Source organism: Streptomyces sp. VNUA24 (assembly GCF_029167005.1).
Lineage (GTDB): Bacteria > Actinomycetota > Actinomycetes > Streptomycetales > Streptomycetaceae > Streptomyces > Streptomyces scabiei.
In genome coordinates this window covers 4,383,488-4,406,162 of sequence record NZ_CP119143.1, presented here as the reverse complement: position 1 = coordinate 4,406,162, position 22,675 = coordinate 4,383,488, and the positions used below count along the sequence as shown (strand labels likewise).

Annotated in this window: 20 protein-coding genes and 1 pseudogene; 12 read left to right on the top strand and 9 right to left on the bottom strand. The window is 70.0% G+C overall.

The window, feature by feature from the left end:
- Nucleotides 1–7: 7 nt before the first annotated feature.
- Entirely contained in the window at nt 8–2,467 is a 2,460-nt protein-coding gene (locus PYR72_RS18525) for a galactose oxidase early set domain-containing protein (protein WP_275460447.1), read from the top strand.
- 114 nt (nt 2,468–2,581) lie between these two features.
- Here PYR72_RS18525 and PYR72_RS18520 read toward each other — a convergent pair whose 3' ends face one another.
- Nucleotides 2,582–3,058, bottom strand: a complete 477-nt coding sequence (locus tag PYR72_RS18520) for a MarR family transcriptional regulator (protein ID WP_275456369.1) — start codon at nt 3,056–3,058, stop codon at nt 2,582–2,584.
- 85 nt (nt 3,059–3,143) lie between these two features.
- On the opposite strand from PYR72_RS18520, the gene PYR72_RS18515 reads away from it, so the two are divergent.
- Nucleotides 3,144–4,340: an FAD-dependent monooxygenase gene (locus PYR72_RS18515; protein ID WP_275456368.1), complete on the top strand. Its 1,197-nt coding sequence runs from the start codon at nt 3,144–3,146 to the stop codon at nt 4,338–4,340.
- Nucleotides 4,341–4,519: 179 nt separating this feature from the next.
- On the opposite strand, the gene PYR72_RS18510 is transcribed toward PYR72_RS18515, so the two are convergent.
- The 3 genes from PYR72_RS18510 to PYR72_RS18500 form a co-directional block, all read right to left on the bottom strand.
- Nucleotides 4,520–4,780: a hypothetical protein gene (locus PYR72_RS18510; RefSeq protein ID WP_275456367.1), complete on the bottom strand. Its 261-nt coding sequence runs from the start codon at nt 4,778–4,780 to the stop codon at nt 4,520–4,522.
- Between the two features lie 199 nt (nt 4,781–4,979).
- The gene (locus tag PYR72_RS18505; protein ID WP_275456366.1) at nt 4,980–5,300 is read right to left on the bottom strand and encodes a hypothetical protein; all 321 of its coding nucleotides are present in this window, start codon (nt 5,298–5,300) and stop codon (nt 4,980–4,982) included.
- Between the two features lie 173 nt (nt 5,301–5,473).
- Nucleotides 5,474–6,193 (bottom strand): GntR family transcriptional regulator, encoded by a 720-nt coding sequence (locus tag PYR72_RS18500; protein WP_275456365.1) that lies wholly within the window; start codon nt 6,191–6,193, stop codon nt 5,474–5,476.
- Between the two features lie 55 nt (nt 6,194–6,248).
- On the opposite strand from PYR72_RS18500, the gene PYR72_RS18495 reads away from it, so the two are divergent.
- The 3 genes and pseudogenes from PYR72_RS18495 to PYR72_RS18485 all read left to right on the top strand — a co-directional run bounded on the left by PYR72_RS18495 (nt 6,249) and on the right by PYR72_RS18485 (nt 8,840).
- Nucleotides 6,249–7,064: a class I SAM-dependent methyltransferase gene (locus PYR72_RS18495; RefSeq protein WP_275456364.1), complete on the top strand. Its 816-nt coding sequence runs from the start codon at nt 6,249–6,251 to the stop codon at nt 7,062–7,064.
- Between the two features lie 90 nt (nt 7,065–7,154).
- A pseudogene (locus PYR72_RS18490) lies at nt 7,155–7,619 on the top strand (IS5 family transposase); the annotation flags it as partial.
- Nucleotides 7,620–7,745: 126 nt separating this feature from the next.
- Nucleotides 7,746–8,840, top strand: a complete 1,095-nt coding sequence (locus PYR72_RS18485; RefSeq protein WP_275456363.1) for a hypothetical protein — start codon at nt 7,746–7,748, stop codon at nt 8,838–8,840.
- Between the two features lie 666 nt (nt 8,841–9,506).
- Here the strand turns inward: PYR72_RS18485 and PYR72_RS18480 are convergent.
- The 4 genes from PYR72_RS18480 to PYR72_RS18465 form a co-directional block, all read right to left on the bottom strand.
- A complete protein-coding gene (locus tag PYR72_RS18480; protein ID WP_275456362.1) occupies nt 9,507–10,232 on the bottom strand; it encodes a Mut7-C RNAse domain-containing protein in 726 nt (241 codons plus the stop codon).
- Between the two features lie 33 nt (nt 10,233–10,265).
- Nucleotides 10,266–10,931 carry a TetR family transcriptional regulator gene (locus PYR72_RS18475; RefSeq protein WP_275456361.1) on the bottom strand — a complete coding sequence of 222 codons (666 nt, stop codon included), beginning with the start codon at nt 10,929–10,931 and terminating at the stop codon, nt 10,266–10,268.
- Nucleotides 10,932–10,935: 4 nt separating this feature from the next.
- Nucleotides 10,936–12,525, bottom strand: coding sequence for a DHA2 family efflux MFS transporter permease subunit (locus tag PYR72_RS18470; RefSeq protein ID WP_275456360.1), 1,590 nt, complete (start codon nt 12,523–12,525; stop codon nt 10,936–10,938).
- A gap of 134 nt (nt 12,526–12,659) precedes the next feature.
- Nucleotides 12,660–13,418 carry a hemolysin III family protein gene (locus PYR72_RS18465; protein ID WP_275456359.1) on the bottom strand — a complete coding sequence of 253 codons (759 nt, stop codon included), beginning with the start codon at nt 13,416–13,418 and terminating at the stop codon, nt 12,660–12,662.
- A 348-nt stretch (nt 13,419–13,766) separates the two neighbouring features.
- Between PYR72_RS18465 and PYR72_RS18460 the strand changes: the two genes are divergently transcribed.
- The 7 genes from PYR72_RS18460 to PYR72_RS18430 all read left to right on the top strand — a co-directional run bounded on the left by PYR72_RS18460 (nt 13,767) and on the right by PYR72_RS18430 (nt 21,941).
- Nucleotides 13,767–15,602: a phosphoenolpyruvate carboxykinase (GTP) gene (locus tag PYR72_RS18460; protein ID WP_275456358.1), complete on the top strand. Its 1,836-nt coding sequence runs from the start codon at nt 13,767–13,769 to the stop codon at nt 15,600–15,602.
- 468 nt (nt 15,603–16,070) lie between these two features.
- The gene (locus tag PYR72_RS18455; protein WP_275456357.1) at nt 16,071–17,060 is read left to right on the top strand and encodes a serine/threonine-protein kinase; all 990 of its coding nucleotides are present in this window, start codon (nt 16,071–16,073) and stop codon (nt 17,058–17,060) included.
- On the top strand, nt 17,047–17,583 hold the full coding sequence (locus PYR72_RS18450) for a hypothetical protein (protein WP_343245529.1): 537 nt from the start codon (nt 17,047–17,049) through the stop codon (nt 17,581–17,583). Before PYR72_RS18455 ends, PYR72_RS18450 begins: the two co-directional genes overlap by 14 nt.
- Before the next feature lie 159 nt (nt 17,584–17,742).
- Nucleotides 17,743–19,026 (top strand): hypothetical protein, encoded by a 1,284-nt coding sequence (locus PYR72_RS18445; RefSeq protein WP_275456355.1) that lies wholly within the window; start codon nt 17,743–17,745, stop codon nt 19,024–19,026.
- A gap of 108 nt (nt 19,027–19,134) precedes the next feature.
- Nucleotides 19,135–19,896: a VWA domain-containing protein gene (locus PYR72_RS18440; protein ID WP_013001156.1), complete on the top strand. Its 762-nt coding sequence runs from the start codon at nt 19,135–19,137 to the stop codon at nt 19,894–19,896.
- A 1-nt stretch (nt 19,897) separates the two neighbouring features.
- Complete coding sequence (locus PYR72_RS18435; protein WP_275456354.1) at nt 19,898–20,683, top strand: PP2C family serine/threonine-protein phosphatase; 786 nt, start codon at nt 19,898–19,900, stop codon at nt 20,681–20,683.
- 94 nt (nt 20,684–20,777) lie between these two features.
- Nucleotides 20,778–21,941 (top strand): hypothetical protein, encoded by a 1,164-nt coding sequence (locus tag PYR72_RS18430; protein WP_275456353.1) that lies wholly within the window; start codon nt 20,778–20,780, stop codon nt 21,939–21,941.
- Between the two features lie 147 nt (nt 21,942–22,088).
- Here PYR72_RS18430 and PYR72_RS18425 read toward each other — a convergent pair whose 3' ends face one another.
- The gene (locus tag PYR72_RS18425) at nt 22,089–22,673 is read right to left on the bottom strand and encodes a hypothetical protein (RefSeq protein WP_275460446.1); all 585 of its coding nucleotides are present in this window, start codon (nt 22,671–22,673) and stop codon (nt 22,089–22,091) included.
- Between the last annotated feature and the right edge of the window lie 2 nt (nt 22,674–22,675).

Below are 22,675 nucleotides of genomic sequence, written 5' to 3'. Positions count from 1 at the left end.
CCGTCCGATGAGCCACCCGCGGGGCCGCTTCGGCCTCCGCCGCAGACCGGGGCCCCTGCCCAGGACCAGACGCAGCACGGCCCTGCTGGCGGTCGGCGCCCTCGCCGCCGGCCTCCTGCTGGTCTCGCCGCAGTCCGCGTCCGCCGCCAACCTCGTCCAGAACCCCGGGTTCGAGACCGCCGGCGGCGACGGGATGCCGTACTGCTGGGAGAAGTCCGGCTGGGGCGACAACGACTTCACCTTCACCACGGTCTCGGGCGCCCACTCCGGCACCAAGGCCATGAAGGTCGAGCTGACCCGCCGGGTCTCCGGCGACCGCAAGGCCCTCATCACCGAGTCGGCGGCCTGCGCGCCCCCGGTCACGGTGGGCAAGCAGTACGACCTGGCCCTCTGGTACAAGTCGACGACCCCGGACACGTCCGTCACCCTGTTCCGGCACGACACCACCGCCGGCTGGCAGTACTGGACCGACCTCAAGACGCTGGACATGGCCGCGAGCTGGACCGAGGCGACCGTCCGCACCCCCCAGATCCCGGCGGGCACCGACCGGATCACCTGGGGCGTCTCCGTCTACGGCACCGGCTCCGTCACCACCGACGACTACACGATGGACCAGGTCGCCGACCCCGTCCCCCAGCCGCAGTGCACGGGCACGCCGGACGAGTGCCTGAACGGCCGCTGGGACGTGCTGCCCACGCAGAACCCCGTGCGCTCCATGCACTCCGTCGTCCTCAACAACGGCAAGGTGCTGCTGATCGCCGGCTCCGGCAACAGCGAGCAGATGTTCGAGGCGGGCACGTTCACGTCCGCGGTCTACGACCCGAAGAACGGCACGTACAAGCAGATCCCGACCCCGGACGACATGTTCTGCGCGGGCCATGTGCAGCTCGACGACGGGCGGGTCCTCGTGATGAGCGGCAACAAGGCGTACCCGGTGGCGGGCGGGCACGGCTACGAGGGCTACAAGGACTCGTACATCTTCGACCCGGTCACCGAGACCTACAGCAAGACCAACGACATGAACGACGGCCACTGGTACCCGTCGGCGACCGTCCTCGGCAACGGTGACGTCATCTCCTTCGGCGGTCTGCGCGAGGACTCCACGGGGTCGGTGACGGCCGAGCTGTGGTCGGACGCCGAGCAGAAGTGGCTCGAACTCTGGAAGGTCAACCAGACCTGGTCGTACTGGGGCCTGTACCCGTCGATGATCCTCATGCAGGACGGCCGCCTCTTCTACTCCGGCAGCCATGTCTTCGGCAACAACATCCCCGGCACGGGCAGCGCCCTGTACGACTACGGCGCCAACACGATCACGTCCGTCCCCGGCCTGCAGAACAAGGACCAGCGCGACCAGTCCGCGAGCGTGCTGCTGCCCCCGGCCCAGGACCAGAAGGTCCTCACCCTCGGCGGCGGCAACATCGAGTCCAACCCCGACGCGAACCGTCTGACGGACGTCATCGACCTGAAGGCCGCGAACCCCGCGTACGTCGCCGGCCCGCCGATCCCGCAAGGCACGGTGGACCTCGGCAACGGCAAGGTCGCCCAGACGGGCGGCCAGGGCAAGATGTACGTCTCCGCGGTGCTGCTGCCCGACGGCAAGGTCCTGGAGACGGGCGGCGCCCTGCACAACCGCGCCGACCCGGTCTACGAGTCCTCGCTCTACGACCCGGCGACCAACACCTTCGACCCGGTGGCGGCGGACCCGGAGGAGCGTGGCTACCACTCCTCGGCGTTCCTGCTCCCCGACGGCCGGGTCATGGCGACCGGTGACAACCCGGGCAACGGTTCCTGGAACCACGACGTGTCCGTCTACACCCCGCCGTACCTGCTGAAGGGCCCCCGCCCGAAGATCACCTCGGTGATCGACAAGGAGTGGGTGTACGGCGACACCCAGCGGATCACGGTGGACCGGCCCGTCGTGAAGGCGGAACTGATCCGCCCCGCCGCGGTCACGCACTCCTCGGACCCCAACCAGCGGTTCGTGGACCTGCCGCTGTCCGTCGACGGCAACAACATCGACCTGAACGTGACGAGCAACCCCAACCTGGCCCCGCCCGGCTGGTACATGCTCTTCGCGGTCGACGCGAACGGCGTCCCGTCGGTCGCGGAATGGGTCCACCTCCAGGGCCCGTCCGCCCTGGCCCTCGCCTCCGGTGACGCCCCCTCGGCCCACGTCCACGACTTCGCGGACGCCCCGAAGGGCAAGGTCACGGGCCCGGGGAAGAAGACCAGGTCCAAGAAGGTCAGCCCGACGATCTCCGGCTGCGACCGCCACTACGGATCGGCGAACGTCTGCGTCCCGACGGCGTTCCCGGCGGAGGTCGACAGGACGACGGCCGCCCGCTGCGCGTGGCTGAAGAAGAACGACTACGGCCGCCTGAAGGTCAACGGCGGGGACGATCCGCTGAAGCTGGACCGGAACCGGGACGGTGTGGCGTGCGGGAAGGGAGACGTCCGCCGCAGCTGACGTGGCCTTTCCAGGGCACAGGGCACAGGGCCCCGCACCCGGCGGACATCCGCCGGGTGCGGGGCCCTTTCGTGTGTGGGGCCTTGTCGTGCGCGGGGGCGGTCGCGGGCGTCCTCAGCCGGTCTGCCCGGTCAGCTTCCCCGTGGCCTGCTGCTGGACGGCGGCCGAGCGGCGCAGGAAGTCGAGGATCACGTCGAGTTGCTCCTCGGTGTAACCGGCGTACAGCGCCTCCAGACCGGTGACGAAGTCGGCGAACAGGGCACCGAAACTCGCCACGTGGTCCCGGTCGATCTCGACGATCACCCGGCGGCCGTCCGCCCGGTCGCGTGTCCGGCGGACGAAGCCCTTGCGCTCCAGCCGGTCGACCAGCCCGCTCACCGACGCGGGCGCCAGACCGGTGCGCGCGACGATCTCCCCCGAGGTCAACGGCCCCTCCCGCTCCAGCAGGTCGAGGGTCTTCTCCTCCGTCATGCCCAGGCCCATGCGGGCGCCGACCGCGGCGTGGAACATCACCGCCGCGTTGCTGTGCTCGCGGCCGGCCTGATGCAGCGCGGCGAGCAGTTCGCCGCGTCGATCCGCGTCGCTTGACACCCGTGCCACCCTCCCCATAAATTTCGTTCGTACGAACTAAATAACTGTGTGTTATCAGAATAGCACCCGAGGGGGCGGCGTCACAATGACGACGGCATTGATCATCGGCGGGGGGATCGGCGGCCTGACCACGGCCCTGGCGCTGCGCCGCGCGGGTATCGACCCGCTGGTCCACGAGGCGTACGACCGGCCCGACGACTACGTGGGGTTGTTCCTGAACACGGCCTCGAACGGGCTCGACGCGTTCCGCGCCATCGGCGTCGACCTCACCCGCCACGTGGACGGGGTGCCGATCCCCCGTATGGTCCTGTCGAGCGGCTCGGGAAGGCGGCTCGGCGAGGTCGCGAACGGCACCCGGCTGCCGGACGGCTCCGTGAGCGTCTGCGTCCGGCGCGGCGAGCTGCAGCGGGCGCTGCGCGCGCAGGTCCGCGAGGCCGGCATCCCTCTCGCGTACGGCAAGCGCCTCGACACCTACCGAACCCTGCCCACCGGGGTGGTCGCACGGTTCACCGACGGCACCGAGGTCGCGGGTGACCTCCTCGTCGGCGCCGACGGCATCCACTCCCGCACCCGCGCGCTCCTCGACCCGGACGCGCCGGCGCCCCGCTTCACCGGTCTGCTCAGCGTCGGCGGCTACAGCGAGGGCGCCGGGCTGGCCCCCACCACCGGCGTCCAGCACCTGGTCTTCGGCAAGCGGGCGTTCTTCGGCTACCTGGTCCGCGAGTCCGGCGAGATCTACTGGTTCGCCAACCTCCACCGCCCCGACGAACCGGACCGGCGGGACCTGACCGCCATGACGCCTGACCGGTGGCGGCGCCATCTCGCCGACCTCTTCGCCGACGACACGCCCGTCATCGCGCACATCCTCGACCACCTCGTCGGCGAGGTCGGCGCCTACCCGGTGTACGACATCCCGACCAGCCCGGTCTGGCACCGGGGACCGGCCGCGCTGATCGGCGACGCGGTGCACGCCACCTCCCCGTCCGCGGGTCAGGGCGCCTCGATGGCCGTCGAGGACGCCGTCGTACTGGCCCAGTGCCTGCGCGACGCCCCCGACACCGCCACCGCGTTCACCACGTACGAACGTCTGCGCCGCCCACGCGTGGAGAAGGTGGTGGCCTACTCCCGGACACTGTCGGACAGCAAGACCGCAGGTCCGGTCGCCCGCGTCCTCCGGGACCTGATGATGCCCCTCGCGCTGCGGTACTTCGCCAACCCGCAAGCGCACGCCTGGATGTACGACCACCACATCGACTGGGACCGCCCGGTGGCCGTCCGATGACCGCGCGACGCGTCGACCGGCGGCGGCTGCTGAAGCTGGGCCTGCTCGGGATACCGGCGACCGCCGCCGTGGCCGGGGGCGGCCCGGCGTACCTCTGGGCGGGCGCGGACCTCGACACCGCCGGGAAGGTTTTCTTCACCCAGGCGCCCCAACCTTGGCCGGGTGTCTACGGCGCTGCACTAGGTGCGGCCTCTGGGGTACGTGGTGCCCCGCGAGGTCTGGACGGCCTGCCGGCAGTCCGGTGCGGTCGGCGGCACGGGCTGTCCGTCGAGGGCCCGGCACAGAGCGGCGTGGAGGTGTTCGGCTTCGGTGAGCGTGAGGGCCAACTCGGTGTCCGTGGAGTGACCGTCGGCACGGGCAATACGCAGCGGGACGGCGAGGCGGTCGTCGTCGGTCCTGCGCACGGGCCGTCCGGGCGGACGCTCGACGAACCACCTCATGACGCGGCCCCGCTCTTCCCGATCCGCGTGAGACGGTACGTCCCCCAGAGCCGCCGCCCGTCCTCACAGCCGTCCTGAGCCTTGGGCGTGCCCATGCACCCGTCCCCGCACTTCCGGGTGTGCTCGAACCACAGCCGGTAGGCACGCAACATGGGCATCTCACCCCGCCGCACGGCAGCCGCCACCCGCTCGTCCGGCATCAGGAGACCTCCATGAACTGCTGTGCCTGTCGCCTCTGTCGACGGACCTCGGGGGTGAGGAGGTAGGCACCGACGAGAGTGCTGCTGATCTCCTCGGCCGTGATGCCGGGCAGGTCTGCCCCGCGCGCCCACGGGCATCGGGCTCTACGACGCCGGGAGCTCGCGAGGAAGGCGGCCCACATCTCGGGAGAAGGGTGGGGGAGTGACAGCTCCTCGACGCTGACCGGCCCGGTGTCCGCCTCCTGTGCCGCGCGGTCGGAGGCGGGCGTCCCGAGGAGCGTCGCCTTCACTCGTACAAGTGCGCGTGAAAGAAGATGCATCGGCGGTCTCCTTGTCGGATCGGCGATGCCCCGGAGCCGTCGCGAAAGAGTCGCCGGGGTCATCCGTGTCCCTGCAACGGACGTGGCGGGACCGAAGCAGAGGGCTCCACGTGTGGCGCCAAAAAAGAGACTGGACCGGTGGACCGGTCCAGTCAATCGGAACGTCAGTTCGCCTACTGCATGGGGTAGTTGTCGGATAGTTCGAACACGTGCGACGCCGTCACGCCCTCTTCGCAGACGAGCGGCTGGTGGTCACGGTCGAACGCCACATGCAGCAGTACAGCCACCGCCGCCGGCATTTCCACCTCCAGCAAGCGGGCCTCTTCACCGTCGGCCAGCCGTACCGTCGTGACATCCGCCCCTTCCACGGGCGAGCGCCCCGTCTCGCGCCTCACGTAGTGCGTGGTGCCCTCCGCGATAGGGCCCTTCTGGGCCAGGCGCGGGGCCGCGTCCGCGACGGTGGGCGGGAACCAGGCAGTCACCAGCGTGTGAGGCGAGCCATCGTCGAGCAGCACCAGACGGATCCTCCGCAGAGCTTTCTCGCCGGCCTCCAACGCCAGTGCTGCCGCCACGTGCGGTGGTGGGACCGTACGGTCGGGAACGCCGATGCGTCGATACGGGGCGCCGCCCGTCACCCTGGAGGAACCCGCGCGGCGGGCACCAGCCGACCGGGCGACAGGGTTCTCGACGACGACGAAGCCGGAGCCCTGTCGAGCGGAGACCAGGCCGTCGTGGCGCAGGACGTCGTAGGCCTTGACGACCGTGGCCCTGGACACGTCCCACTGCTCCGCCAGATCACGGCCGGAGGGAAGCAGATCGCCCGGTCCGAACTCGCCGTTCGCGACCCGACTGCGCAGATCCTCGGCGATCTGCTCGTACTTCAGCTGCGGCATGGGTCTCATTTCCGATCACTGGACTGGTCCACCGGTGCGCCTCCAGAATGCCCGTATGACGAGCCCTGAGGTAGCGCCGGAGATCGTGAGGTTCTACTCCGAGACCATCGACGAGGCCGACCGGCTGTCCAGGACTGCGGAAGGGCACCTGGAGCTGATCCGGACCCAGGAGTTGCTGCGCCGTCACCTTCCGCCCCCGCCCGCCCGCATCCTCGATGTGGGCGGCGGCCCGGGCGCGCACGCACGGTGGCTGGTGGCGGACGGCTACGAGGTCCATGTCGTCGATCCGATCCCTCGCCACCTGACCCGGGCCGAAGAGGTCGGTGCCACGGCGGAGTTGGGCGACGCCCGCCACCTCGCGGCCGAGGACGCCTCGTACGACGTGGTCCTGTTGCTCGGCCCGCTCTACCATCTCCCCGACCGCGCGGACCGAGACCGGGCCCTCGCGGAGGCGCACCGCGTCCTCAAGCCGGGCGGCCTCCTCGCAGCGGCAGGCATCAACCGCTACGCCTCCCTCTTCGAACACACCGCTTTCGCCCACCTCCACGAGGAGCCCCTGCGAGGCGGCATCTCCACCATCCTCGCCACCCAGATCCACGACGGAAGGAAGGCGTTCACGAAGGCGTACTTCCACACGGGCGCCCAACTCCTCGACGAGGTGACCACCGCCGGGTTCACCTCCACGGAGATCTACGGCATCGAAGGCCCCGCCTGGTCCCTCCTGGCCGCCACGGAACGCCACACGGGACAGCCCCTCACCGACTCCCCCCTCTTCGAATCAACCCTGACCGCGGCCCGCATGGCAGAGCCCTACCCGGAGCTGCTGGCGGCGAGTTCACATCTGCTGGTGGTGGGCCGACGGGCGGAGTGACCGGCTGGCGACGCGCGACAACGATGTGCCAAGAAGGGCGACCATAGCCGCCGCCAACCATCAGCTGGGATCGAACTAGCAAGCATCACCGGCGATCGGACAACGCCGGTCGACCGAGGCAGGGCCGACTCGAAACACCACCTACTCACCGACGGGCAGGGCACCCCGCTCGCGGTCCTGCTGACCGGCGGCAACCGCAATGACGTCACCCAACTCCTGCCCTTACTTGTACTTGATGCGATCCCCCCGGTCCGAGACCGGGTCGGACGGCCCCGCCGCAAGCCGGACTCGCTGTATGCCGACCGCGGCTACAACCACCACATCTACCGCGACCAGGTCCGCGCCCGCGGCACCGTGCCCGTGATCGCCCGCCGCGGCACCCTGCACGGCACCGGACTGGGCACCTATCGCTGGGTGGTCGAGCGAAGTTTTGCGTGGCTGCACGGCTTCCGACGCCTGCGCATCCGATGGGAACGGCGAGCCGACATCCACGAAGCTTTCCTCAAACTCGCCTGCTGCCTCATCGCACACCGACAGCTCGGCTCATTGTGTTAGCCGTTGTTAGTAGGGTGTGATTCAAACGTTCCCTACTGGTGCGAGAGGGCCCTGTCTTGCGCCGGATGGGGAAAATTTGGCGCGCCGTCTTTCTGTCGCTGATCACGCATAGATACATTTAGGTCCGTGGAAGATCGCGAACTCTCTTCATCGCATTGGCACTGGCTCCCGTACGGAAGGGGGCAGCGGGAGCTAAGGGAGGTGATCCGCTCTCGGGTGGCTGAAATGCGTGTCCTCGTTTCTGCTCGAGCGGATCCGGATATTGACCCAGAGGTGAAATTGCTCATCTCGGATGCGGCGCTGGAGGAGCTAAGAAAGGCCGACAAGACCCTTGACCAGCTCAGTGACCGTGGGCGAATCTCTGGGTCGAGCCTCTCTGTCGCGCAGGCTCATCTTGATATGGCGCACTCTCTAATGCTGCGATTGGCGCCATTGGAAATCGTGAGGGCACTATTGCCCGGACTGGTTTCCATCGTGCGTGAGCACCTCTGTGTCACCGACTTGCGAAGGTCGCAAGTCGAAGAGATCGAGCAGCGCGTTGAAGCGGGAAAACCTCTGGATGCTCGGCATCGGGAGTTGCTTATTGATGCGGTAGGCGTTGCCCGACAAGCGCTGCTCCGCGAGAATCTGCGTGTGCGCAACTTCGTAGCAATCGTGTACGGAGTGTTTGCCGCGCTGACGCTTATCGTGATTGTGGTTGCTGTGCTGGGGGCTCTCTTTCCTGATGTGGTGCCCCTCTGCTTTGGTCCCATGGACGTCGGCATCGTATGCCCCACAGCGGATAGTTCAGTTCCTCAGTTTGATCCAGGCATGGAAGACCTGGACAAGGCTTACGGCGACGTTGCGAAGTCGCGTGACTACCTTGTTATTGAACTCGCTGGAATTGGGGCCGCTGCGGTTGCTGCGGCCGTGACGATCCGACGAATTAGAGGAACTGCGACTCCATATAACGTGCCTGTAGCTCTTGCGCTTCTCAAGTTGCCTACTGGCGCGCTGACTGCCGTACTCGGGCTTATTCTGATGCGGGGTGCATTTGTCCCTGGGCTATCGGCTCTCGATTCATCAGCGCAGATTATCGGGTGGGCGATCATTTTCGGTTACGCGCAGCAGATTTTTACAAGGCTCGTCGACCGGCAAGGGCAGGCAGTCCTTGATGCCGTGGGGGGACCGACCCTGCTGCAGCCGGTGTCGGCGCAGGATGCAGGAGAGGTGGCCCGCTGACCCTGTCTGGCGCTGGCGTCGCTGATCAACGAGAAGCCGGACTTGATGGCTCGCGCTGCGCTCCGCGCCACGAAGCTGAAGGCAGCGACAATGCTGATTCTCGTCAGCGCGAGCAGCATAGCCGTCATTGCGGCAACGGGAGTGTGGGCGCTGTTGGGTGGGCTCTACGGTTGTACCAGGGCTGACGAAGACCTCGTCCCCACACTGGTGTCCTTGTCCATCCTCGACGCGCACCCGAGCCAGACGCAGCCCCAAGCCGAGCGGTACTCCGGATGCGATGAGGATGATGGATTCGCCTACGCCGGGCAGTACTACGGACTCACGACATCTTGGGCCAGCGTGCTGGACATCTATCGCAAGGCCGCCACAGAAGACAGTTGGCGACTCAAGGGCGTCAACCCTTCACCGGACAGCCTGGCGACCGACACTTCAGCGCTCTGCTTTGAGAAGTTCGCCGCAGGCACTACCGCCCAACGCGCTGTGTGGTTCCCCGGTGATCTCGGGGACAGCGCCCCCACGACCACGGCTTGGAAGTCACAGCCAGCCATGACGGCACTGCCTGGTGTTGACCCAGCGTCGCCACGAGTTCCGAGGTGGCACCCAGGCTTACAAGGGGCAGCGCACCAAGGCGCTGACCCGCCACCGTGCCCTACCGCGCGCCTCCACTCACCCCGCCCGCCCCCGCAACGCCCCCCGCACGATCGCCTCCAACTGCTCGTGGTGCGCGCCCTTCCAGTACGGGCGGCCGCAGGTGTCGCACTGGGCGAAGACGTCGTAGGACTTGTGGGTGCCGCCCTCCAGGCGGTCGGCTACCTGTTCCTTCGTCGCCGGTTTCAGGAGGCCGTTGCAGGCCGTGCACCGGGTCCAGGGGTGCAGGTCGGGGGCGAAACGGGCCAGGATGTCGGCCAGTTGCTCCTCCGGGTGCGTGCTGTAGACGTACGCGCCGGCCCACAGTTCGCGGCGGCGCAGCAGGCCGCGGTCGCGGCTGAGCAGGACCCGCTGTTCGGCGGCGGAGCGGGTGGCCAGGGCGGGGTCGCCGATGTCCGTGGACTCGTAGGCCGTGTCCACGCCCAGGAGGCGCAGGCGCCGGGCGAGGGTGCCGAGGTGGACGTCGAGGAGGAAGCGGAGCGGGGCGCCGGGGACGCGCTGGGGGCGTTCCACCGGGCGTACGGTCACCGACTCGCCCTGTGCCGGGATGTGGGAGGCCGGGACTTCGCGGCCGTCGACGACCAGCGCGCCCACCTCCGTCAGCGGGACGCCGAGGGACTCGACCACGTGGCCCAGGGTCGAGACGCCGTCCGTGGCCAGCGGGGTCGCGCCCGCGCGGCGGCCGTGCGGGACGAACAGGGCCAGCTCGGGGGCGACTTCGATATGGATCTCGGCGGCTTTCACCTGGTCAGGATGGCACGGGGGAGAGGCGCGGGTTCAGGGAATTTCCCGCTGCAGGCCGTGGTGCAGCGTGGTCAGGGTGCGGTCGACGAGTTCGGCGAAGTCGTCGCGGTGGCCGTTCTCGGCCCAGTAGAGGGAGGTCTCCAGCAGGCCGCCGATCAGGGACATCGCGTAGACCCGTACCTCCAGGCTGTCCGGGTCCCGGCCGGTGCGTTCGCCGATGGCGGTGCAGAGCATGCGGCCCGTCACCGACATGCTCTCCATCATGCGCGAGCGCACCGCGGGGACCTGGACCATCAGGCGCGTGCGCAGCCGCGCCACCGCCGCGTCCTCCTCGACGCCCGTGCGGATCGCCTCGCGCATCAGGTGCCGGATGCTGTCCGTCCAGGGTTCGTCCGCCGGCCGGGCCCGCAGTTCCTCCATGAGGACCGGGTCGAACTCGTCGGTGAGGACGATGTCCTCCTTGGTGGGGAAGTAGCGGAAGACGGTCGACGGCGACACCTCCGCCCGGTCGGCGATCTGCTCGATCGTCGTGGCGTCGTAGCCCTGCTCCTCGACCAGCGCGTAGGTCGCGGTGCGGATCGCCTCGCGGGTCTTGATCTTCTTCCGCTCACGAAGGCCGAGCGGGGGCCGGTCGGTGGGCGTGGCGGTGGGGGTGCCGGAGGGCGTGCTGGTGGGGGTGCTGGGGCGTGCGGCCGTCATGCGGTCATTGTCGGGTATCGGCCCGCGCGTCGGCCAGGTCGGACCCGGGGACCTCGCCGCCGGCCTCCCCGCCTTCCCCGCTCTCCTGCGCCGCCGGCGTGCTCGGCAGGAGGGTGACGGCCAGCAGCGCGGCGACCAGGGCCGCGCCGCCGCACACCAGCAGGACGAGGCCCATGCCGTGGACGTACGAGTCGTTCGCGGACGTGAGGAGATCGGCCGCCCCCGCCCGTTCGGCGACCGCGTGGGCCGCCACCACCGAGTCACCGGCCGTCTCGGCGGCCGACGCGGGCAGCCCGGCGGTGTCGAGCCGGTCCCGGAAGACGCCCGCGAGCAGGCTGCCGAGCAGGGCGATACCGATCGCGCCGCCCACCTGACGCAAGGTCATCAGCAGCCCGGAGCCGGAGCCGGCCCGGTCGGCGGGCAGGGTGCCGAGCGCGCCGGACATCGCGGGCACGATCGAGAGCCCGAAGCCCGCTCCGGCGATCGACAGCCACAGTGCGGTGAAGCCGTATCCGGAACCGGTCGTCGTACGGCTGCCGAGGAGGGCGGCGAAGGCCAGCACCACCAGGCCCGCGCCGACCACGGACCGGGACCCGAAGCGGACCACGACCGGCTGCGCGAGCCGCGCGCCGACCAGCAGGCCGCCCATCAGGGGCAGCAGCCGTACGCCGGTGCCCAGGGCGTCGTTGCCGAGGACTGCCTGGAGGTACGGCGGCAGGACGAACATCAGTCCGGACAGTACGAACATGACGAGGGTCGCGGCGAGGGCGTTGAAGAGGAAGCCGCGGTGGGCGAGCAGTCCCATGTCGAGCATGGGGCGCACGGCCCGCCGTTCGCGCAGGACGAGCGCGGTGATCAGCACGGCCGCCACCGCGAACACGCCCAGGACCAGCGGGTCGGTCCAGCCGCGGGTGGGTGCCTCGATGATCGCGTAGACGAGCGAGCCGAGCCCGGCCGCGGTGAGCGCGGTGGAGAGCGGGTCGACCCTGGGCGAGGCGGGGTCCCGGGTCTCGGGCAGCAGCAGGACGCAGGCGGCCACGCCGATCGCCGCCATCGGGATGTTGATCAGGAACACCGAGCCCCACCAGTAGTGGTCGAGCAGCCAGCCGCCGATGATCGGTCCGAGCGGCAGGCCCAGCGTGGAGCCCGCCGAGACGATGCCGACGGCCTTGGTGCGCTCGTCGGGGGCGAAGAGCGAGGGCAGGACCGACAGGGCGAGCGGGGTGACCAGGGCGGCGCCGATCCCCATGACGGCACGGGCCGCCACGACCGCGTTCACGTCCTGGGCCAGCGCGCCCACGACCGATCCGGCGAGGAAGACGCCGAGCCCGGTGATCAGCATGCGCCGCCGTCCGAACCGGTCGCCGAGGAGTCCGGCCGGGAGCATCAGGGCCGCGAACACGACGATGTACGCGTCCGCCATCCACTGCTGTTCACCAGTGGTCGCGCCCAGCTCTCCGGCCATGGTCGGCAGCGCCACGTTCAGGATCGTCATGTCGAAACCGAGCACCAGCATGCTCGCGACGAGGGCGCCGAGGGCCCACCAGCGACGGGGGTCGGGCCGGGAAGGGAGGTGCTCAGTGACAGTAGCCATGAATTGAGAGTAACTCTCAAAATGTAGTGACTGTCAATGCGTGCGCGCCTTCCGGGCATGCCTTCAGGTCGTCCGGGCGCACGAAAAATGGCCACGGCTGAAAGCCGTGGCCAGGGAGAACGCGGGTTCGCGCGCTAGGCGTGCTGGTACGCCACCAGGGAGATTCCCACGTAGTGCGTGATGAACGCCGCCAGCGTCAGGGAGTGGAAGACCTCGTGGAAGCCGAACCAGCGCGGTGACGGGTCCGGGCGCTTGAGGCCGTAGATGACGCCGCCGACGCTGTAGAGGACGCCGCCGACGATCACCAGGACGAGGACGGCGATGCCGCCGGTGCGCATGAAGTCGGGCAGGAAGAAGACGGCCGCCCAGCCCATCGCGATGTAGCAGGGGGTGTAGAGCCAGCGCGGGGCGCCCACCCAGAAGACGCGGAAGATGATGCCGGCCAGCGCCGCCGCCCAGATGCCCCACAGCAGCCACTGCCCCTTGGCGCCCGGCAGGAGCAGCATCGTCAGCGGGGTGTACGTGCCCGCGATGATCAGGAAGATGTTGGCGTGATCCAGTCTGCGCAGGATGCCGTCCATGCGCGGGCTCCAGTTGCCCCGGTGGTACAGCGCGCTCACGCCGAACAGCAGGCAGGCCGTGAGGGTGAAGATCCCGCAGGCGATGCGTCCGCGCGTGGAACCCGCGAGGGCGGTGAGCACCAGGCCGGCGACGAGCGCGGCCGGGAACATCCCGAGGTGGAGCCAGCCCCGGAGTCTGGGCTTGATCTCACCGGTGATCTGTTGGATCTCGTCGGTGATCGTGTGGGCGATCTGTTGCGGCAGGGATCGCGCGTCGGGATCGCGGCTGTCGGCCGACGTCTCCGCTTGCGCATCGGGGACGGACGCTGTCATGCCCTGCATCGTACCTACGGAACCGTAACTTACGGGAGCGTGCGGGCCGTTCGTACCTCGTTAAGTGGCCATCGTCTCACGCGGGGGACGTACGGGCGACAGCCCGGGCCGCCACTGGGCACCCCTGGTGAAGCGGCGGTGACACAGGGAAACCTCCTGGGTGAAATCGGGCGAGTGGTGATGGTCACCATGCTCACGTGGGCGGCCCTCTGGACATATGGGCGCTCCCGTCGGATGATCAAATGAGTGCGGTCGGCACCGGATGAGCGCCAAGGGCATCACTGATGAAGCATCCGGGCCGCAGCCCCCACGGGGCCTCCAACACAAATCCCTCATTTAGGAGCAATCGTGGCGCGCGACATCGCGGCTCCCCCTTCAACCGTCCCGACCACCCACCGAGAACTCGTGGCGTGGGTGAACGAGATCGCCGAACTGACCGAGCCGGACAATGTCGTCTGGTGCGATGGATCCGAGGCCGAGTACGAGCGCCTGTGCGGGGAGCTCGTCGAGAAGGGCACCTTCCGCCGGCTGGACCCGATCAAGCGCCCGAACTCCTACTACGCCGCGTCCGACCCGACCGATGTCGCCCGGGTCGAGGACCGCACCTTCATCTGCTCGGAGAAGGAGGCGGACGCGGGCCCGACCAACCACTGGAAGGCCCCCGCCGAGATGCGGAAGATCTTCCAGGGCGAGAACGGTGAGAAGGGCCTGTTCCGCGGGTCGATGCGCGGACGCACGATGTACGTCGTCCCGTTCTGCATGGGCCCGCTGGGCTCCCCGCTCTCCGCGCTCGGCGTGGAGATCACCGACTCCGCGTACGTCGCCGTCTCCATGCGCACCATGACCCGTATGGGACAGCCGGTGCTGGACGAGCTGGGTTCCGAGGGCTTCTTCGTGAAGGCCGTGCACACCCTCGGCGCCCCGCTGGAGCCCGGCCAGGCCGACGTGCCGTGGCCCTGCAACAGCACCAAGTACATCTCCCACTTCCCCGAGACCCGCGAGATCTGGTCCTACGGCTCCGGGTACGGCGGCAACGCGCTGCTCGGCAAGAAGTGCTACGCCCTGCGCATCGCCTCGGTCATGGCACGTGACGAGGGCTGGCTGGCCGAGCACATGCTGATCCTCAAACTGACCCCGCCGCAGGGCGAGTCGAAGTACGTCGCCGCCGCGTTCCCGTCGGCGTGCGGCAAGACGAACCTGGCGATGCTGGAGCCCACCGTCAAGGGCTGGACCGTCGAGACCATCGGCGACGACATCGCGTGGATGCGGTTCGGTGAGGACGGGCAGCTCTACGCCATCAACCCCGAGGCCGGCTTCTTCGGCGTCGCGCCCGGCACCGGTGAGCACACCAACGCCAACGCGATGAAGACGCTGTGGGGCAACTCGGTCTTCACCAACGTGGCGCTCACCGACGACGGCGACGTGTGGTGGGAGGGGATGACGGAGGAGACTCCCGCCCACCTCACCGACTGGAAGGGCAACGACTGGACGCCGGACGCCGAGGCGCCCGCCGCCCACCCGAACGCCCGGTTCACGGTGCCGGCCTCGCAGTGCCCGATCATCGCGCCCGAGTGGGAGAGCCCCAAGGGCGTGCCGATCTCGGCGATCCTCTTCGGCGGCCGCCGGGCCACGGCGGTGCCGCTGGTGACGGAGTCCTTCGACTGGAACCACGGGGTGTTCCTGGGCGCGAACGTGGCGTCCGAGAAGACCGCGGCGGCCGAGGGCAAGGTCGGCGAACTGCGCCGCGACCCGTTCGCGATGCTGCCCTTCTGCGGCTACAACATGGGCGACTACATGGGCCACTGGGTCGATGTCGCCAAGGGCAAGGACCAGGCGAAGCTCCCGAAGATCTACTACGTCAACTGGTTCCGCAAGAACGACGCGGGCAAGTTCGTGTGGCCCGGGTTCGGCGAGAACAGCCGCGTCCTGAAGTGGATCGTGGACCGGCTGGACGGCAAGGCGGAGGGTGTGGAGACGCCGATCGGCATCCTCCCGACGCCGGAGGCGCTCGACACGGACGGGCTGGACCTCTCCGCGTCCGACCTCGACTTCCTGCTGACCGTCGACAAGGAGGTGTGGCGGGAGGAGGCGGCGCTCGTGCCCGAGCACCTCAACACCTTCGGTGACCACACGCCGAAGGAGCTGTGGGACGAGTACCGGGCGTTGGTGAGCCGACTGGGCTGACGCCCCCTGCGCTCCGCGGCCGGCCGGATATGGGTTGCCCTGACCAGCGACGTCTCCTCGGCCGGTCGCGGATTCTTTGTGCGCCGGGTTGGTTGGGCGCCCAGGGGCTCGGGGGTGCGGGTTTCGTCGGCGGGTGCGGCTCCGGTGGGGCTTCTCGCGCAGTTCCCCGCGCCCCTAAAAGCACCAGGCCCCTGCGGGCCTGAAAGTCAACGGTCCTGCGGGCCTGGAAAGCTCGGGGCGCAGCCCCTGCTTTTCAGGGGCGCGGGGAACTGCGCGACCAGCCCTCACCGGGCGGACGGCTGGGGGTCGAAGGGGCGCAGCCCCTTGATGGGGGCACCTCCCGCTCGAGCGAAGCCGAGAGTGGGGGAGGGACGGGTAGGGGCGGAGGGGGCGAAAAGCACTGCCGCGCACCGGATTTCGCGGGACACTCGGGACATCCGCACCGAACCCCGAAATGAGGTGAGCGGGGTGCGTACACCCGTAAGTGACCCCCTGAAGATCGGCCCGTACAAGATAGTCGGCCGCCTGGGATCGGGCGGCATGGGCTGGGTCTACCTGGGCCGCTCACCCGCCGGCCGCGAGGTCGCCGTCAAGGTCGCCCGCCCCGAACTCGCCGCCGAACCCGAGTTCCGCGAACGCTTCGCCCGCGAGGTCGCCGCCGCCCGCGTGGTCAGCGGCGCCTACACCGCCGCCGTCGTCGACGCCGACCCCACGGCCGAACTCCCCTGGCTGGCCACCCTGTACGTCCCCGGCCCCTCCCTCGCGGAAGCCGTCCGCGCCGACGGCCCCCTCCCCGAATCCCAGGTCCGCCCGCTCGGCGCCGGACTCGTGGAGGCGTTGCAGGCCATCCACGCGGCCCATGTGGTCCACCGGGACCTCAAGCCGGCCAACGTCCTGCTCGCCCAGGACGGCCCCCGCGTCATCGACTTCGGCATCTCCCGCGTCGACGGCGCCCCCGGTCTCACCCGCGTCGGTGTCGTCGTCGGCACCCCGCCGTTCATGTCGCCCGAGCAGATCCGCGGCGCCCGCGTCGGCCCGGCGAGCGACGTGTTCTCGCTCGGCGGGGTCCTGGTCTACGCGCTCACCGGCCGCTCGCCGCACGGCAGCGGCGAAGGCGTGCGCGTGGAGGTCGTACGAGGAGAGCCCCGGCTCGACGGCGTACCGGCGGGGCTGCGGCCCCTCATCGCCCGCTGCCTGGCCAAGCGGCCCGAGGACCGGCCGCCGCTCGCCGAGATCCTGGCCGAGCTGGTGGAGGAGGACGCGAGCGCCGAGGTGTGGCCGCCACCGCAGGTGGCCCGGACCATCGAGGTGCGGTACGAGGAGCTGAAGGAGCGTCATCTGCGCCGTACGACGAGCGAGTCCGTCCCGTCCTGTCTGCTGCTCCACGCGCAGGCACTGCTCGACGCCGGTCTGACCGACGTCATGGTCGCCGGGGCGGTGGTCCGTGACGGTGCCTGACTTCTTCCCGGACAGGGACTCCCATCCGGGCCGCGACTCCTACCCGGGCAGTGGCTCCTCCGTGGGACGCGACATTCATTCCTCGGTGAACGGCGAGATATACGACCTCGGCACGCACTGGCGGCAGTTGGTGCAGAACTGGGTCGCCCGGCGGAATTACCACACGGTCCACGACACCGTTTCCGTGTCCCTGAGATTCTCTCTCCAGGAGACGGGGCGGATCGTCACGGTGAGATTCATGACCACGAAAAGACTTCTCGTGGCCTTCGCGACGGACGGGCATTTCCTCCGGCAGGACCAGCTCGCCATCGCGGCGGCCGCATCGAACGCGTGGAATACAGAACAATTGATCCCCATGCTTTCCGTGTGGGACGTGCGCGGGCCGCGCCCCTGTCTCGCCGGTGTGTGCGACCTGCCGCTGACGTGCCGTATCACCCAGGCGGACTTCGACGCGCTGGCCCATGACTGGGTGGACCGGGCGCGACAGATGTTCAGCCGGTGCCACCAGGTGTTCAAGTTGTAGAAGTGAAAAGCGTACTGATCGTAAGTTGACGAAAGTCGCCGAAAATCCACCGGCGGAATTCACCAAACCCTTCCGGCCGCCCGGTCACCTGCTCCACTATGGGATGGGCTTTTTCAGGGCCGCGGGGGCGTGCCTTTCAGGCCACGGGGGGTTTCTGCGATGGGTGCGATCAGGCGTTCGCCGTTCGTCGGTGTGCTGGTGGGGTCGCTGGTCGCGCTCGTGCCGGGCGGTCCGGCCGTAGCGGTCCCCGACGCGTGTGCCGACCGGCTCACCGAGCAGTTGAAGTGCTGGGCCGGCGTGATCAAGGACGGTCCCGTCGTGATCACGCTGGACGAGCCCCTGGCGTACGAAAAGGTCGAGGAGGGCCGGCGCCAGGACATCGTGACGCTGCGCCGGGACCCGTACCCGCTCGTGGTCCGGGTACCGAAGGACGGGTCCACCGGAGAGGGCGGTACGGCGCTGCTGGTCCTGGCCGAGGGGCGGCTCGTCCACCCCGACGCCCGCATCGACCGGCTGCGACCCGGCCCGATGCGCGCGCTCAGGGAGGCGGGCCTCTGCGTCGACCGCACCCTGATGTGCGAGCTGATCGAGAGCAAGGACGACAAGCCCGCCCCCCTGGACGGCAGAACGCTCATCGACGAGGGTCTGGCCGCCGACCTCCGCACCCATGTCGACGCCATCGGCCCGGCGCAGGACAAGGAGAAGCCCTCCGCCACGGCCTCACCGGGCGCCAACGCCCAGCAGGGAGGCGAGAAGCAGGGCGGCGACCAGGCCGGCACCACCGACGGCGAACCCGCCGGGTACAGCAGTGCCACCTGGACCGCGTTCTGGATGTGTCTCCTCCTCGCCCTGCTGCTGCTCGCCTTCGTGATCGTGATCCGGCGGTCCAGGGGCCCGGTGGCCGTGGGCCACCGGGCGATCCCTCCCGGACGGACCGCCGGCGGACCCACGCGGACGGCACCGGCGCACGCGGCGCGCGGCGCACTCGGCGGCGGCAACGGCACCCGCGGCGGCGGGCCCGGTAGCGGCGGCGCGACCGGCGGAGTCGGTGGGGCCGCTGCGGTCAGTGGGGCCGCTGGGGCTGGTGCGGCCGGTGGGAGCACAGTCCTCGGCGGCGGCCCTGCCCTCGGCGGCGGTGCCGGGGCCGACGGCGGTGACGAGGCCACCACTCGGCTGCGCGCCTCGCCCACGCCCCGGTACGGGCGTCAGGTGGGGCCCCGCCCGGCGCACTCCCGCACCGCCGTCGTACGGACCGAACTCCACCCGCAGGGCTATGTCGAGCTGGACCGGGTGCTGCGCCGGGCCGTGTGGGCCGAGCCGGGGCGGCCACCGCCCGCGCCCGGCGGGCTCGTCGACGTCACCGACGCGCGGGAACGGGACTCCGACGTCCTGTACGCCTTCCCGGCCACCGCCGCCCGGCACGCGAAGGGCACGCCCAGGTGACCCCGGCGGCACCACCAGAGGTACCCGCACCACCAAGGATTCCCGCACCACCAGCGGTACCCGCGCCACCAGAGGCATCAGCACCACACAGGCACAGGGGGAAGAACCATGCACCGCGAATACCCGCCCACGCTGCCGGCGGAGTACGCCGACATCGAGTTCGAGAACAACGCCCAGCGCATGCCGCTCGTGCTCTGCCTCGACACGTCCAGCTCCATGGCCGGCCCGCCGATCCAGACACTGAACAACGCGCTCGCCGAGTGGACCCGCGAACTCCACGACGACGTCAGCCTCAGCTACAGCGTGGAGGTCGCCGTCGTCACCTTCGGCGGACAGGGCGTCGGCGCCTGGCGCGGACCCCAGCTCCTCGACCCGCGCACCCGCACCAGCCCCTTCATACCCGCGCACGCCTTCCAGGCGCCGCAGCTCACGGCCGCCGGCGTCACCCTGATGACCGAGGCGCTGGAGCTGGCGATGCACATCGTCGCCGCCCGCAAGAGCGAACTGCGGGCCTCGGGACTGCAGTACTACCGGCCGCAGATCTGTCTCGTCACCGACGGCCTGCCCACCGACCCGACCGGTCATCTCACCGACTCCTGGCACCGGCTGGTCCCCGTCCTCGCCGAGGAGCAGAGCGCCCGCCGGTTCCGGCTGTACGCGATCGGCGTCGGCGGGATCACGGACCGGGGCGAGCAGGTACTGAAGGCGTTCGCCCCGAAGTTCAACGCCCGGATCCAGGGATTCCCCTTCCGGGAACTGCTCCAGATGATGTCCGCCAGCGCCAACGCCGAACAGAAGGGGGCGGGGGACGAGGTGTTCGAGAAGATCTTCAGCCAGTTCAAGACACAGCGCCCGGCCTGGGAGGCGTGAGGTGAACGCCGCGCCCTGGCGGATCCACGGGCTGAGCGTCGAGGGCTACCGGCACCGGCGCCAGGGCCTGCCCTGCCAGGACGCGTGCGCCGCCACCGCCACCTCCGCCGTCGCCGTGCTCGCCGTCGCCGACGGGGCCGGCAGCCGGCCCCGGTCGGAGGAGGGCTCGCGGCTCGCGGTGCGGCTCGCGACCGAGCACTTCACCCGGCGGGCCGACGCGGCCGTGGAGGTGCCGCCGGGCGAGGCCGTGCACGAACTGCTGCGCGACGCCCTGCACGACGTGAGCGACGAGTTCCTCGACCGGACCGGGGCCGACGCGCAGGACTTCGCCACGACGCTCACCGTGGTGGTGCTCGCCCCGGGCTGGATCGGCCATGTCACCGTCGGGGACGGGTTCGTCGTCGTACGGTCCGGGACGGAGGACGGGGAGCGGCAGTTCCATCTGCTGCCGCAGGCCGCGGCGGTGAGCGAGTACAGCAACGAGACGGTGTTCCTGACCTCGCCGGACGTGGGGCGCTGGACCCACACCGAGTGCGTCGCGGACGACGGCGTCGACGGGGTGCTCCTGTCCACGGACGGGCTGGCCCAGGCCATGCTCAACCGGTCCGCCGACGGCGCCTCGTCGCCGAACACCTCGTTCGCCGAGGCCGTGTTCCGCTCCCTGGACGCCGCCGCCGAGGACGACCGCGACCCCAACCTGGCCGCCCTGCTGCGCTCGGACCGTCTGACCGCGCTCAACGCGGACGACAAGACCCTGCTGCGGGCCGTCCGTACGCACCGGCGGTGACCGCTCCGCAGGGCGGACGACCCTGCCGGTCACGGCTCCAGGACGACGCGTCCGCGCGACGGCGACCAGCCCCATGACACTCGGAGGTACGGCCATGAGCGGCCGCACGGTCTTTCTCGACGGCAAGCGGGTCACGCTGGCCGAGTTGCCGCTGAAGGGCGGCGGGCAGGCGGCGGTGTACCCCGTGGAGGGGGACACCGGGATCGTCGTCAAGATCTACCGGGACACCCCCGGGCCGGACCAGGAACGGCGACTGGCGCGCATGCTCACGATGTCCCCGCTGGCCGCCCGCCCGACCGACGCCAGCCAGCCGCCCGAACTGGCCTGGCCCACCGCGATCGCCCGGGGGACGAACGGGGAGTTCCTCGGCTACGCGATGCGGCGGTTCGGCGAACCCCAGCACGTCCAGCTCGTCGGACTGTTCACCCGGGTCCAGCGCCTGAAGCTCTTCCCGGACCGGGCCGACTGGCGGTTCCTGCTGGGCGTCGCCTGGAACCTCGCCTTCATGACGGCCCGGATGCACTACGACGACCTCGTCATCGGCGACTTCTCCAGCAGCAACGTCGTCGTCGACGCCAACGGCTTCGTCACCTTCCTCGACTGCGACTCGATCGCCTTCACCGACCCGGTCACCGGCGAACTCTTCCCGTGCCTGATGCACACCACCGACTACTCGTCCCCCGAGCGCCAGGCGGGCGGGCCCGCGACCCGGCAGAGCGACGACTTCGCCCTCGCCGTCCTCGTCTACCAGCTGCTCACCGCCGGCAACCACCCCTTCGGCGGGGTCCCGCACGAGAGTGCCTCCGAGTCGACCGTCAAGGACAACATCGCCGCGAGCTGCAGTTACGTCGTCCGTCCCGAACGGGTCACCATTCCGCGCGGCACGATCGACCCCTCCGTCCTGCCGACCGAACTGCTCACCCTCGCCAAGGCCGCCTTCGGTGCGGGCGTGGAGAATCCGGACGCCCGGCCCAAGGCCGAGGCGTGGCTCCGGGCCCTGGACAAGGAGCGCGGTGAGGTGCGCGCCTGCACGGTACGGCCCCTGCACACGTACGGCTCCCATCTGCCGACCTGCCCCTGGTGCACGCGGGCGGCGGTCACCGGTCACGATGTGTTCAACGGGCCCGGGGCCGCGTCGGTACCGGTCCCTCCGGGGGTTCCGCCGGATCAGCCGGCGTCTCCCTACGCGGTGTTGAAGGTGTTGGCGGTGGTGGTGGGGGTGGTGGTCCTGATCGTGCTCCTGGCGAACCTGGGCTGACGGTGGCTGTTGGCTGTTGGCTGTTGGGGGTGGTGTGGGGTGCGTCGTCGGGTGCGGGCCCGGTGGGGCTTCTCGCGCAGTTCCCCGCGCCCCTAAAAGCACCAGGCCCCACCCACCCGCACCCGGGAACGCGCCGAAGGCACCCCCTCACCCCGACCGGTCCTCCAGATACCGTGTGTGTGACTCCTGGCGGCGAGCCTCCGCATCGCGCAGTGCCGCCGCCAGGCGACCCAACTCCTCCTGCAACAGACCCAGTTGACGTTCAAGATGGCGTTCCGGGGGATCCGCTCCCGGGGTCAGCCGGGTCCACCAGCGGGTGCGGACGAACGTGTCGACCGCCTCGGGGACGTCCTGCCGTACGGCCCGGGAGAGGGCGTGCACGCCCTCGGGATCGCGGGCGAGGATCTCGGCGACCCAGCCGGGGTCGAGGAGGGCCGTCAGGAGTTCGGTCAGCTCGGTGAGGCGGCCGGACGCGGCCGGCGGCAGCTCGATGCCGGCCAGATACTCCCGCAGCGTGCCGAAGTCGCCCCGCAACGCGTCGAGTTGGGCGGACGCGTCGGGGAAGTCCGGCAGCGGGGGCCGCTCCGGCGGGGCGAGCAGCGCGCCCGCCCCGTACAGCCCGACGACCACGACCGGCCAGTACGCTCCCGCGACCCCGGCGAAGGTCAGTCCGAGCCCGGCGACCCCGAGCGCGCTGCCGGTGAGGTTCTTGCGGGACTCGACGTACGTCATGA